Genomic DNA, 12,443 nt, shown 5'->3' on the forward strand with positions numbered 1-12,443 from the left:
GTCACCATGCCATAGGTCTAAGCGACTGCTTAGCATGGTCGGGAGCCGGGCCGATGTCAACGGACCCGGGGACGAGGCGATGGGTAGGCTTCCAGGGGTGCCCCAGATTCCCGAGAAGATCCACGAGCTCACGGTCGGCCAGCTCGCCGCGCGCAGCGGCGCCGCCGTCTCCGCCCTGCACTTCTACGAGACGAAGGGGCTGATCAGCAGTCGTCGTACGGCGGGCAACCAGCGCCGCTACCACCGCGACACGCTGCGTCGCGTCGCCTTCGTCCGCGCGGCGCAACGCGTCGGCATCCCGCTGGCCACGATCCGCGAGGCCCTCGCCGAACTCCCCGAGGAACGCACCCCGACCCACGAGGACTGGGCCCGTCTCTCGGCGGCATGGCGCACGGAGCTGGACGAACGCATCAAGCAGCTCAACCGACTCCGCGACCACCTCACCGACTGCATCGGCTGCGGCTGCCTGTCCCTCGACACCTGCGTCCTGTCCAACCCGGACGACGCCTTCGGCGAACGGGCCTCCGGCTCGCGCCTGCTGGTGGAGAAGAGGACGGGCGAGAAGAAGGCGGCCGAGCGGCGGTCGGGGGACCGGCGGCCGGAGGGGCGGCGGCCGGAGGGCCAGCGGCCGGGCGACCCGCGGCCGGAGGGGCGGCGGTCGGGGGACGAGCGGCCGGAGGAGCGGCGGGAGCGGGAGGAGGCGGCCGGCTGCTGCTGAGCAGGGCCGTGCCTCCGTCCTCTCGCACCCACACCCGGTTGCTCACTCGTACTCGGTTCCGCCCTTGCGGGTCAGATACGCGCCGCTCACCGCCTTGGCGATCGCCCGTCCGCCCGTCACCGGGCTGTACCGCTCGACGGCCGGCCGGATCACCACACCCTCGCGCAGGTGCAGTCCGCGTCCGGACACCGTCTCGCGGCCGGTCGCGATCTCCAGGACCCGCTCGCTGTCGTAAGGACCCTCGAACAGGCGTGGGACGAGAGGCAGTTCGCCGTCCAGCAGCTCCGCCGCGTCCAGCCAGCGCACGACGCCGTCGATCTCGGCGGACACGTCGAACACCGCGTATCCGAGGGTTTCGCGTCGGCCGTCCGCGCCGTACGTCAGGTCCTGCACACCCGCTCCGTACACCTCCGCGAAGACACCGATCCGGCGCGCGCCCAGCCGCTCGGCGAGACGGGCCGCCGCCTCGGGGACGCCGTGGGCGCGTACGGCCCGCCAGTACAGGTTCCTCGGATCCTCCGTCAGGGCGAGGGACTTGGAGCCGAAGCCCTTCGAGGAGACGTACACCCGCTCCTCGTCGGCGACATACGTCAGCAGGCACGCCGTCCCGTGCAGTTTCTCGGTCAGGACCACCGGCTCGCCGGGTTCGAAGATGCCGGGGTAGCGCTGGATGTTCTCGATGTCGACCCAGGGCAGCAGATCCGGCGCGGCCTCGACGTCGCCGCTCATGGTCGGCGGGATGGGCGGCACCCACTTGACGATGCCCAGTCGCTCCGCGAAGTCCGTGCCCTCCGCGGCGGCCAGCGCCAGGTCGACGCCGGCCAGCGCCTCGGGCCGGCACACGATCCCCTGGGACAGCTCGCCCCGCAGCCGTACCGCCTTCACCCGGTCCGACCTGCTGCCCGCCAGCCGCCCGGTCAGCCCCAGTTCCTCGACGAGCCCGGCGGGGAGCACCGACTGTTCGGGGATGTACACGGCGGCCTCGCCGGTGCGGTACGCGCCCTTGGCGACGACGGCCCGGTACAGGCCGACCTGGGCCAGTTCGAGGGCGTCGGCGTTGGGGTGTTCGTGGACGGTCAGCACTTCGGCGGTGACGCGCAGCGTCGACATGAGGGCTCCTTCAAGTCCTGCGGGGCCTGGCCCGGTGGGGTTTCATCCCCTCGACTCTCCCCGCCGGAAAAGGCTGGAGCGACCCGATTTCCGGCTGGTAGCGTCGCTCCTCCGGCCGGCGGTCTCACCCGTGCCTGGCCAGTGCCTCCGTCACCAACTGGGCGTTGGAAAGCGCCCGTTCGCCGTTCGGCAGGGTCAGAGTGTCCTCCAGGCCCACTCGGGTCGGCAGACCCAGCCGCGCCGCCAGCCGCAGGACCGGCCAGGCGCCGCCGTCCTCACCGTGCAGCAGAACCGGACGGCCGGACGCCGTGCCGAGCTCGGTCAGAAGAGCGCGCGCCGTCGACTCGGCCGTGTCCGGGGCGGTGTCCGTCACCTCCGCGAGCACCCGCAGCACCCGGGGGCCGAGGGTTGAGCGGGCGAACCGCGCCGCCCCGTCCGTGCCGGACCAGATGCCGGCCTCCACGCCCACGCCTCTGCGGAGAAGGGCGGTGGCCAGCTCCTCCGCGCCCGGCTCGTGCCAGTTGACGGAGGCGTGGTCGGGCAGCACCGTCCAGTCGCGCACCCGGGTGAGCCGGGCCGCCGGGTCCGGGTACGCCCAGGCGCCGGTCGTCACACCGACCGGCACCGCCACCCGCGCCCGGATCGCGTCGAGGGTCGCCGCGACCACCCGCGGCGACATCGTGTCCCGGCCGCACGGCGTCTTGGGATGGACATGGACATCCGTGGCCCCCGCCGCGACGGCCTCGGCCGCCGCGTCCGCCATCGCCTCGGGCGTCAGGGGTACTACCGCGCCGTCCGCGGCGCCGCGCGCTCCGTTGAGACAGACCTGCACCATGTCCCGATGGTGACACCCGCCACCGACAACGCCTTCGGCCAACGCCTTCGGCCAACGGCGTCGGTCAGGGGACGGCCGACCGTTGCACCGGCAAAAAGGGGGTGCGGCATCCCCGGCGCACCCCCGCCGTGCTCTCAGGCCGGCCGTGGGCCGACCTTGGGCAGAGCTCGGGCCGGTGTCAGGCCGACACCAGGAGTCGTCCGCTCCTGGCGTTCGCCAGGGCCTCGGGCGTAAGCACGGGGCGCGGTACGAGAATTCCGCAGTCCGCGCAGACCGGGCCGGCCGACGGCTCGTGATCCAGGTCGTACTTCCACGGCAGTCGCTCGCCGCCGCACACCGGGCAGCCGGAACCCGGTGCGCGCTCCAGCGCGGCGATCAGCTTGCGCAGCACGTCGGCCAGCGGCTCACGGGGGTGGAGCCGCGGATCGTCGCACCAGGCGACGCCGAATCCGCCCCAGGTCAGCCGGTGCCAGTCGTCCACGGTGCCGGGCCTGCGCAGCCCGTCGTGCTTCTCCTTCTTGCGGCGCTCGGCGAACTCGACCTCGTAGGCCAGCCATACCGCCCGTGCCTCCTCCAGCTCGTCCAACGCGGCCACGAGCCGCGCCGGATCGGGGGAGCGGTCCTCCGGACCGAACCCGGCCCGGGAGCACAGGTGGTCCCAGGTCGCGCGGTGTCCGTAGGGGGCGAACCGTTCAAGGCACTTGCGCAGTGAGTACCGCCGCAGTGCCAGATCGCACCGGGGGTCTCGCACCTGTCTCGCCAGACTCCGGAAACCGGCCATCGCCTTGCACCTCCGTCACATCTGCATCTGCACTTCGGTCACTTCGGCGTCGTCGTACGGACGTCGTCGAATAGACGTATCGACATGCGATTCGGCTCCATCCGATTTCCGAGGACCTCCCTCTGCCGAAAACTTGACGCATGTTCATCTTCAATCCCGGGGATACCGGCGGTAACCTTCCGCCGACCCCCCCGTCGCTAGGAGCAGCCGATGCCACGGCGAACCCCCCGCTTCACTCTCGACAAACTGAGAACTCCCGGCAGATTCCCCGGGTTCCTGAAGACAGCCTCCGTATGCGCCCTGATTGCCGGTCTTTTGTCGCCGCTTTCCCAAGTGGCGGCAGCCGCCGAGGTCACGGCGGCGAACGACTACTGCGGCGGCCAGTGTTCCGACATCCTGCCGCCCGGCGAGAACGGCAACGCGACCCTGGCGCAGATCCTCCTCAACCAGGCCTTCGGCACCCAGCCCGACCACGCCGAGGACCAGCTCGGCCCCTACGCCAACCTGGCCAAGGGCTACCCCACGCTCACCAACGCCACGATCAACACGTTCTTCAACGACGCGTCGTTCGGTGTCGCTTCCGATCAAGTCGCCTCCACCCTGAGTCCCGCGGGCCGCAGCGACGTGACGATCGTCCGCGACAAGAAGACGGGCGTACCGCACATCACCGGTACCACGAGATACGGCACCGAGTTCGGCGCCGGGTATGCGGCGGCCCAGGACCGGCTGTGGCTCATGGACGTCTTCCGGCACGTCGGCCGTGGCCAGCTCACCGCCTTCGCGGGCGGCGACCCCTCCAACCAGGGTCTTGAACAGCAGTTCTGGCGCAACGCTCCGTACACCGAGGCAGACCTCCAGGCCCAGATCGACAACGCGGTGGCCACCAACGGCACCCGCGGCCAGCAGGCCCTCGCCGACGCCAACGCCTACCTGGCAGGCGTCAACGCCTACATCGACGCCTCCGACAGCGGCCGCTACTTCCCCGGTGAATACGTCCTGACCGGACACAAGGACTCAATCACCAACGCGGGTACCATCGACCACTTCAAGATCACCGACCTGGTGGCGCTGGCCTCGGTCATCGGCGCGCTCTTCGGCTCGGGTGGCGGCGGCGAGGTCAACAACGCGGTGTCGCTGCTCGCCGCGCAGGAGAAGTACGGGGTGGAGCAGGGCACCCAGGTCTGGGAGGCGTTCCGCGAGCGCAACGACCCCGAGGCCGTGCTCACCCTCCACAACGGCCAGAGCTTCCCCTACGCCGGCAAGCCCGCGAGCCCGCAGGGCGCGGCACTGCCCGACGGCGGCTCGGCGACGGCGGAGCCGCTGATCTACGACGCCACGGGCACCGGGGCCGACGCCTCGGCCACCGCCACCTCCGCCACGGCGACCGCGACCGCGCTCAGCTCTGCCAGGCGCGGTATGTCCAACGCCCTCGTCGTCAGCGGCCAGGCCACCGCGAGCGGCCACCCGATCGCCGTCTTCGGCCCGCAGACCGGCTACTTCGCCCCGCAGCTGCTCATGCTCCAGGAGATCCAGGGCCCGGGCATCAGCGCCCGCGGCGCCTCCTTCGCGGGTCTGAGCATGTACGTCGAACTCGGCCGCGGCCAGGACTACGCGTGGAGCGCCACGACCTCGGGCCAGGACATCATCGACACCTACGCGGTCGAACTCTGCCAGGACGACTACCACTACCTGTTCCACGGCACCTGCACGGCCATGGACGTGGTGGAGCAGAAGAACGCCTGGAAGCCCACCACCGCCGACGGGACGGCCGCCGGTTCGTACACGATGCGCGTGTACCGCACCAAGTACGGCCCCGTGGAGTACCGGGCGACGGTGGGCGGCAAGAAGGTCGCCTACACGACGCTGCGCTCCTCCTTCATGCACGAGGCCGACTCGATCATCGGCTTCCAGATGCTGAACGACCCGGACTACGTGAAGAGCCCGCAGACCTTCCAGAGCGCGGTGCAGCACATCAACTACACCTTCAACTGGTTCTACGCCGACTCCACGCACACCGCGTACTACAACAGCGGCGACAACCCGGTGCGGGCGAGCGGCGTCGACGCCGAGTTCCCCGTGTGGGCGCAGTCGGCCTACGAGTGGAAGAGCTGGGTGCCGGCCACCAACACGGCCGCGTACACACCGGCCTCGGCGCATCCCAACTCCATCGACCAGGACTACTACATCTCCTGGAACAACAAGCAGGCCAAGGACTACTCGACGGCGTCCTGGGGCGACGGTTCCGTGCACCGCGGCAACCTGCTGGAGGACCGGGTGAAGAAGCTGGTCGCGGCCGGCGGCGTCACACGCGCGTCCCTGACGAAGGCGATGGCGGAGGCGGCCCTCGCCGACCTGCGCGCCGAGGACGTCCTGCCCGACCTGCTGAAGGTGATCAACAGCTCCACGGTCACCGACTCCACGGCCGCGGCCGCGGTGGCCAAGCTCCAGACCTGGCTGACGGCGGGCGGCAGGCGGACGGAGACGACGGCCGGCTCCAAGACGTACGCCGACGCCGACGCGATCCGCATCCTGGACGCCTGGTGGCCGCTGCTGGTGAAGGCCGAGTTCGAACCCGGCCTCGGCACAGGCCTGTACACGGCGTTCACCGCGAACCTTCCGATCGACGAGGCTCCTTCGGCCGCCCACGGCCCGACCGGGGCGCACGCCGGAAGCTCCTTCCAGTACGGCTGGTGGAGCTATGTCGACAAAGACATCCGGGCCGTGCTCGGCGAGTCGGTGCAGGGCGCGCTGCCCCAGAAGTACTGCGGCGGCGGCACCGTCGCCGGCTGCCGGGACATCCTCATCAGCACCCTGAAGACGGCGGCCGGCAAGACCGCGGCCCAGGTCTACCCCGGCGACACCCTGTGTGCGGCGGGCAACCAGTGGTGCGCCGACTCGATCGTCCAGCGCACCCTGGGCGGCATCAAGCACGGCAACATCAGCTGGCAGAACCGGCCGACCTTCCAGCAGGTGGTGGAGTTCACCTCACACCGGTAGTCACGCCACGGCGGTAGTCACGTCACGCCGGTAGCCACGCCACACCGGTGGTCGTGTGACACCGGTGGTCACGTCACGGCGGTCGCTCGACGCCGTCGGTCCCCGCGGCGGCGGGTCGCGTCTAGCGGATCCGGCCCGCCGCCAGCACCAGCCGCGCCAGCTCGGGGTGCACGATGTCACTGTGCGCCCCGGCCGGCGCCCCACCGCGCCGGACCACCGCCGCCGCGTCGACGTTCACGCACCCCGACGTCGGCAGCGGCCGGGACAGCGCGTCGGCCAGCACGCGCGCGTGGGTGCCCGGCACGGCCTGCACCCCGTCGTATCCCAGGGCACCCCACTCGGCCCCCAGCACCTCCCCGACGAGCCCCCGGGCGTCGCCCGCCATCCGCGAGGCCAGCGGGTACATCGTGCGCAGCGCCTGGTCGAACCGCGAGTAACAGCACACCAGGGGGCCGTCGATCCGGTTCTGCTGGCCCTGGAGCACCCCTCGCGGGGCGAACGCGTAGTGCGAGAAGGCCCCTTGGAGCAGCGTCACGGACTTCACCGTGCGCACCCCGTCGGGCAGCCCCCGCAGCGCGAACGACACCAGCCGCCCGCCGAAGCTGTGCCCCACCAGATGCACCCGGACGGCCGGCGCCACCGCCGCCAACCGCCCGACGAGCGGGCCGAGTCCACGCTCGCCGACCGTCCCGGCGCGCCGTTTCATGGCGTAGTACGTCGCCTGCCGCAGCAGCTCGTGCGCCCCGTCCCACGGGTTGGGCAGCGCGAACTCCCCGGCCCCCGGTGCGGAGTCGAGGCCGGACAGGGCCCGCGCGAACTGCTCGCAGGCCACCGCCGTCGGACAGGCGAACATCTCCGGCTCGTCCTGCGGCACACCCTCCGCCAGGGTGTCCGCCCCGAACGGGGCCTGCGGTCCCGGCGGCACGACGTCCACCAGCAGCCGCACCAGCCGGCCGAACTCCTCGAGCTCGGCCTCCTCGGGCGGCCGCTGCTCCAGCAGCCGGGCGATCCGGTCGACCACCGTGGCCCGGCCGGGGAACGTCTCGAGGAGCGCGTGCCGGGTGTCCGCGTCCAGGGCCGGACGCCGGCACTCCTCGGCGGCCGCGGAGTGCGGGAAGTCGGGGATCGGCTCGTCCGAGAACCGCATCGACGGCCACACGACGCCCACGTAGCCGATACGGGCCGCCGGGGCCAGCGCGGGGATCGGGGCGAAGAAGCGGCTGTAGAGCCGGGTCGCGCCGGTGCGGTCGCTGTTCCAGCCGTGCGAGAAGACGATCAGGTCACGGACACCGCTCCGCCTCACCCCGGTCAGCAGCCGGTCCCGCCGACCGCCGTCGGCGTCCCCGTCGGCGTCGAAGGCCAGCTCCCAGTAGGGAGTCACGCTCATCGCCGGATCCGCCATGACAGGCCCCCTCGTTCCCCGAGCGGTGCGCCAAGTGCGCGTATCGTCCTGCGAACGGGGGCAATTGGCCATACGTCACGGCTCATCCGTACAAGAGGCAATCCCGTCCCGTCCGCCGGAACAGGTCCGAGCGGATCCAGGGCACCCCTTCCGTCGCAACATACCGACCGGTTAGTCTGGCGGGAGAGCCGATTCGTGCCGCAGTCGCGTCGAAGGAGACCGATGGTGGAAGCCGTGCAGGATGCCGGAGTGGTCGTGACCGGAGCGGGAGGCGGTATCGGGGCCGCGCTGGCCCGCCGCTTCGCCGAGGAGGGAGCCCGGGTCGTCGTCAACGACCTGGACGCGGACCGGGCGCACGCCGTCGCCGACGAGATCGGCGGGATCGCGGTCCCCGGCGACGCCTCCGAGATCGTCGACCGGGCCCGGGAGGCGCTCGGCGGCACCGTCGACGTGTACTGCGCCAACGCCGGAGTCGCCTCGGGCGGCTCGGAGTCGGCCGAGGAGGCCGTCTGGGCGCTCGCCTGGGACGTCAACGTCATGGCCCATGTCCGCGCGGCCCACGCGCTGCTCCCGGACTGGCTGGAGCGCGGCCGGGGCCGGTTCGTGTCGACCGTGTCCGCCGCCGGGCTGCTCACCATGATCGGCGCCGCCCCGTACAGCGTCACCAAGCACGGCGCGTACGCCTTCGCCGAGTGGCTGTCGCTGACCTACCGCCACCGGGGGATCAAGGTGCACGCGATCTGCCCCCAGGGCGTGCGCACCGACATGCTGGACGCCACCGGCAGCGCGGGCGACCTGGTGCTCAAGCCGACCGCGATCGAGCCGCGGGACGTGGCGGACGCCCTGTTCAAGGGCATCGCCGAGGACCGTTTCCTGATCCTGCCGCACCCCGAGGTCGCCGGGTACTACCAGGTGCGGGCCGGGGACCCCGACCGCTGGCTGACCAACATGAACCACCTCCAGCAGAAGTGGGAGACCGCCGAATGACCGGGCCCGCCTCCCGCTACGCGGCCCGGCCCTGGGTGGCCCTCCTCGACGAGGCCCAGCGCGCCCCGATCGACCCCGCCGACTCCCTCGTGCACGCCTTCCGCAGGTCCGTCGCCGAGGCCCCCGACCGCACCTGCCTCGCCTACTTCGACGGGCGGCTCAGCTACCGCGAGGTGGACGAGCTCAGCGACTCCGTGGCCGGTCACCTCGCCGCCCGTGGCCTGGAGCCCGGCGACCGGGTCGCCGTGCTGCTGCAGAACTCCCCGCTCTTCGTCCTCGCCCTGCTCGGCGCCTGGAAGGCGGGCGCGACGGTCGTCCCCGTCAACCCGATGTACAAGTCGGGCGAGGTCGGCCACGTGCTGCGGGACGGCGAGGTGACCGCGCTGATCTGCTCCGACCGGGCCTGGGAGTCGTATCTGCGCGAGACGGTCGCCGACTCGCCGGTCCGGATCGTGCTCACCGGCTGCGAACTGGACTTCCAGACCCGGGACGACGCGCGCGTGCTGGCCTTCGAGCGGCTCCCGCAGGCACCGGACGCCGACGACCTCACCGCCGTCGCCCGCGCCGGCCACAAGGCCCCCGAGGGCCGCGAGGCCGCCCCCGCCGACATCGCCCTGATCAGCTACACCTCGGGCACGAGCGGCGCCCCCAAGGGCGCCACCAACACCCACCGCAACATCATGGTCAACGCCGAGCGGCAGCGCACCGGGCTGCGCCTGCCCGAGGCGCCCGTCTACTACGCGCTCGCGCCGCTGTTCCACATCACCGGCATGGTCTGTCAGCTCGGCGCCTGTCTGAACAGCGCGGGGACCCTCGTCCTGACGTACCGCTTCGAGGCGGGCGCGGTGCTGGAGGCCTTCGCCGAGCACCAGCCGCACTACACGGTGGGCCCGTCCACCGCCTTCATGGCGCTGGCGGCCCACCCCGACGTCACCCGGGACCACTTCGCGTCCTTCGTGAACATCTCCTCCGGCGGCGCGCCGGTGCCGCCCGCCCTGGTGGAGAAGTTCCGGGCGGGCTTCGGACCGTACATCCGCAACGGCTACGGACTCACCGAGTGCACCGCGCCCTGCGCCTCCGTGCCGCCCCAGCACGAGGCGCCGGTCGACCCGGCCTCCGGGACCCTCGCCGTCGGCGTGCCCGGACCCGACACGGTCGTCCGCATCGTCGACGAGCAGGGCGCGGAGGTGCCCTTCGGCGAACAGGGCGAGATCGTCGTGCGGGGTCCGCAGGTGGTCCCCGGGTACTGGCGCCGCCCCGAGGCCACCGCCGAGACCTTCCCCGGCGGCGAGCTGCGCACCGGCGACATCGGGTTCATGGACGAACAGGGCTGGCTGTACGTCGTCGACCGCAAGAAGGACATGATCAACGCGTCCGGCTTCAAGGTGTGGCCGCGCGAGGTCGAGGACGTGCTGTACACGCATCCGGCGGTGCGCGAGGCGGCCGTCGTCGGGGTGCCGGACGGCTATCGCGGGGAGACCGTCAAGGCGTACATCAGCCTGCGTCCCGGCACCGACGCGGATGCGGATACGCTCGCGGCCTACTGCAAGGACAGGCTGGCGGCCTACAAGTATCCGCGCCAGGTGGAGATCCTGCCCGACCTGCCCAAGACGGCGAGTGGCAAGATCCTCCGTCGGGAGCTGCGCTCCCGTCCACAGGACAGTAAGTGACAATCAGCATCAGGTCAGCAGCACGACAGCCGGTACGGCTCGCCGATGCGGCATAGAGGAAGGCAGGTGGCGGCAGTGCCCAGGACGACGGACGGTGCAGAGGCTCCTGTTCCGCAACGGCTCCTTGCCGCCGCCACCCGGCTCTTCGCCGAACAGGGTTACGACCGGACCTCGGTGCAGGAGATCGTCGAGGCGGCAGGCGTCACCAAGGGTGCCCTGTACCACTACTTCGGATCCAAGGACGACCTCCTGCACGAGGTGTACGCGCGCGTGCTGCGCGTTCAGCAGGAGCGTCTGGACGCGTTCGCGAACGCCGACGAGCCGATCGAGAAGCGGCTGCGGGGCGCGGCGGCGGACGTCGTCGTCACGACGATCGAGAACCTCGACGACGCGTCGATCTTCTTCCGCTCGATGCACCACCTGAGCCCCGAGAAGAACAAGCAGGTCCGGGCCGAGCGCCGGCGCTACCACGAACGCTTCCGCGCCCTCGTCGAGGAGGGCCAGGAGGCCGGCGTCTTCTCCACGGCGACCCCGGCCGACCTCGTCGTGGACTACCACTTCGGCTCCGTCCACCATCTGTCGACCTGGTACCGCCCGGACGGTTCCATGGGTCCGCAGGAGGTGGCCGATCATCTGGCGGATCTGCTGCTGCGCGCGCTGCGGCCGTGAGCGGGCAAGCCGACGGGTAAGGGGCGGTCGCCATGGCGACCGCCCCTTACCGCGTGCCCCTACAGGTACTTCTTCAGTTCCCGCCGCGCCAGCGACCGCTGGTGCACCTCGTCCGGCCCGTCGGCGAGCATCAGGGTGCGGGCGCTCGCGTACAGCTCGGCCAGGGGGAAGTCCTGGCTGACGCCGCCCGCGCCGTGCAGCTGGATCGCACGGTCGAGGATGTCGACCACCGCGCGGGGCGTCGCGATCTTGATGGCCTGGATCTCCGTGTGGGCGCCCCGGTTGCCGACGGTGTCCATCATCCAGGCCGTCTTCAGGACCAGCAGCCGCAGTTGCTCGACGGCGACCCGCGCGTCCGCGATCCAGTTCTGCACCACGCCCTGGCGGGCCAGCGGCTTGCCGAAGGCTTCGCGGGAGACCGCCCGGCGGCACATCAGCTCGATCGCCCGCTCCGCCATGCCGATCAGCCGCATGCAGTGGTGGATGCGGCCGGGGCCGAGCCGGGCCTGGGCGATGGCGAAGCCGCCGCCCTCCTCGCCGATCAGGTTCGTCACCGGCACCCGCACCCGGTCGAAGACCACCTCGGCGTGGCCGCCGTGGGAGTGGTCCTCGTAGCCGAACACCTTCATGGCGCGCTTGACGGTGACGCCGGGTGTGTCGCGCGGCACCAGCACCATGGACTGCTGACGGCGGATGTCGGCGCCGTCCGGGTCCGTCTTGCCCATCACGATGAAGATCCTGCAGTCCGGGTTCATCGCCCCGGAGATGTACCACTTGCGCCCGGTGACGACGTACTCGTCGCCGTCCCGTTCGATGAGCGTGGTGATGTTGGTCGCGTCGGAGGAGGCCACCTCGGGCTCGGTCATCGCGAACGCCGAGCGGATCTCCCCGGCGAGCAGCGGCTCCAGCCACTGCTTCTGCTGGCGCTCGTCACCGAACTGGGCGAGCACCTCCATGTTCCCGGTGTCCGGGGCGGCGCAGTTCAGGGCCGTCGGCGCCAGCTGCGGGGAGCGGCCGGTGATCTCGGCCAGCGGCGCGTACTGGAGGTTCGTCAGACCGGCGCCGTGCTCGGCGTCGGGGAGGAACAGGTTCCACAGGCCCTGGCTGCGGGCCTGCTCCTTCAGCTCCTCGACCACGGCCGGGGTGTCCCACGGCGAGGCGAGCAGCGCGCGCTGCTCCTCGGCGACGGGCTCGGCCGGGTACACGTACTCGTCCATGAAGGCGAGCAGCTTGGCGCGGAGCTCCTCGGTGCGTGCGTCGAACGCGAAGTCCAT

General features: G+C 71.5%; 10 protein-coding genes. 5 read left to right on the forward strand and 5 right to left on the reverse strand.

Annotated elements, in window-relative coordinates; translation table 11 throughout:
* Positions 1–97 precede the first annotated feature (97 nt).
* Entirely contained in the window at positions 98–718 is a 621-nt protein-coding gene (soxR, locus tag ASD48_RS15060) for a redox-sensitive transcriptional activator SoxR (RefSeq protein WP_242432592.1), read from the forward strand.
* Between the two features lie 42 nt (positions 719–760).
* On the opposite strand, the gene ASD48_RS15065 is transcribed toward soxR, so the two are convergent.
* The 3 genes from ASD48_RS15065 to ASD48_RS15075 form a co-directional block, all read right to left on the reverse strand.
* A complete protein-coding gene (locus ASD48_RS15065; RefSeq protein ID WP_057602095.1) occupies positions 761–1,828 on the reverse strand; it encodes an RNA ligase (ATP) in 1,068 nt (355 codons plus the stop codon).
* Between the two features lie 124 nt (positions 1,829–1,952).
* Positions 1,953–2,663 (reverse strand): 3-keto-5-aminohexanoate cleavage protein, encoded by a 711-nt coding sequence (locus tag ASD48_RS15070; RefSeq protein ID WP_057602096.1) that lies wholly within the window; start codon positions 2,661–2,663, stop codon positions 1,953–1,955.
* 178 nt (positions 2,664–2,841) lie between these two features.
* Complete coding sequence (locus tag ASD48_RS15075; protein ID WP_057602097.1) at positions 2,842–3,444, reverse strand: hypothetical protein; 603 nt, start codon at positions 3,442–3,444, stop codon at positions 2,842–2,844.
* Between the two features lie 210 nt (positions 3,445–3,654).
* Between ASD48_RS15075 and ASD48_RS15080 the strand changes: the two genes are divergently transcribed.
* On the forward strand, positions 3,655–6,441 hold the full coding sequence (locus tag ASD48_RS15080; RefSeq protein ID WP_057602098.1) for a penicillin acylase family protein: 2,787 nt from the start codon (positions 3,655–3,657) through the stop codon (positions 6,439–6,441).
* 121 nt (positions 6,442–6,562) lie between these two features.
* On the opposite strand, the gene ASD48_RS15085 is transcribed toward ASD48_RS15080, so the two are convergent.
* Complete coding sequence (locus ASD48_RS15085) at positions 6,563–7,843, reverse strand: hypothetical protein (protein WP_057602099.1); 1,281 nt, start codon at positions 7,841–7,843, stop codon at positions 6,563–6,565.
* Positions 7,844–8,065: 222 nt separating this feature from the next.
* Between ASD48_RS15085 and ASD48_RS15090 the strand changes: the two genes are divergently transcribed.
* The 3 genes from ASD48_RS15090 to ASD48_RS15100 all read left to right on the forward strand — a co-directional run bounded on the left by ASD48_RS15090 (position 8,066) and on the right by ASD48_RS15100 (position 11,169).
* Positions 8,066–8,830, forward strand: a complete 765-nt coding sequence (locus ASD48_RS15090; RefSeq protein ID WP_057602100.1) for an SDR family oxidoreductase — start codon at positions 8,066–8,068, stop codon at positions 8,828–8,830.
* Complete coding sequence (locus tag ASD48_RS15095) at positions 8,827–10,500, forward strand: AMP-binding protein (protein ID WP_057602101.1); 1,674 nt, start codon at positions 8,827–8,829, stop codon at positions 10,498–10,500. Before ASD48_RS15090 ends, ASD48_RS15095 begins: the two co-directional genes overlap by 4 nt.
* Before the next feature lie 75 nt (positions 10,501–10,575).
* Complete coding sequence (locus ASD48_RS15100) at positions 10,576–11,169, forward strand: TetR/AcrR family transcriptional regulator (protein WP_020128252.1); 594 nt, start codon at positions 10,576–10,578, stop codon at positions 11,167–11,169.
* 59 nt (positions 11,170–11,228) lie between these two features.
* Here the strand turns inward: ASD48_RS15100 and ASD48_RS15105 are convergent, their stop codons facing one another.
* Positions 11,229–12,443, reverse strand: a complete 1,215-nt coding sequence (locus ASD48_RS15105; protein ID WP_057602102.1) for an acyl-CoA dehydrogenase family protein — start codon at positions 12,441–12,443, stop codon at positions 11,229–11,231.

Source organism: Streptomyces sp. Root1310 (genome assembly GCF_001426425.1).
GTDB lineage: Bacteria > Actinomycetota > Actinomycetes > Streptomycetales > Streptomycetaceae > Streptomyces.

Coding starts and splice junctions, on each gene's coding strand:
- ASD48_RS15075 (WP_057602097.1), bottom strand. CDS start 3,444: ATGGCCGGTTTCCGGAGTCTGGCGAGACAGGTGCGAGACCCCCGGTGC.
- ASD48_RS15080 (WP_057602098.1), top strand. CDS start 3,655: ATGCCACGGCGAACCCCCCGCTTCACTCTCGACAAACTGAGAACTCCC.
- ASD48_RS15065 (WP_057602095.1), bottom strand. CDS start 1,828: ATGTCGACGCTGCGCGTCACCGCCGAAGTGCTGACCGTCCACGAACAC.
- ASD48_RS15085 (WP_057602099.1), bottom strand. CDS start 7,843: ATGGCGGATCCGGCGATGAGCGTGACTCCCTACTGGGAGCTGGCCTTC.
- ASD48_RS15090 (WP_057602100.1), top strand. CDS start 8,066: ATGGTGGAAGCCGTGCAGGATGCCGGAGTGGTCGTGACCGGAGCGGGA.
- ASD48_RS15070 (WP_057602096.1), bottom strand. CDS start 2,663: ATGGTGCAGGTCTGTCTCAACGGAGCGCGCGGCGCCGCGGACGGCGCG.
- ASD48_RS15095 (WP_057602101.1), top strand. CDS start 8,827: ATGACCGGGCCCGCCTCCCGCTACGCGGCCCGGCCCTGGGTGGCCCTC.
- ASD48_RS15105 (WP_057602102.1), bottom strand. CDS start 12,443: ATGGACTTCGCGTTCGACGCACGCACCGAGGAGCTCCGCGCCAAGCTG.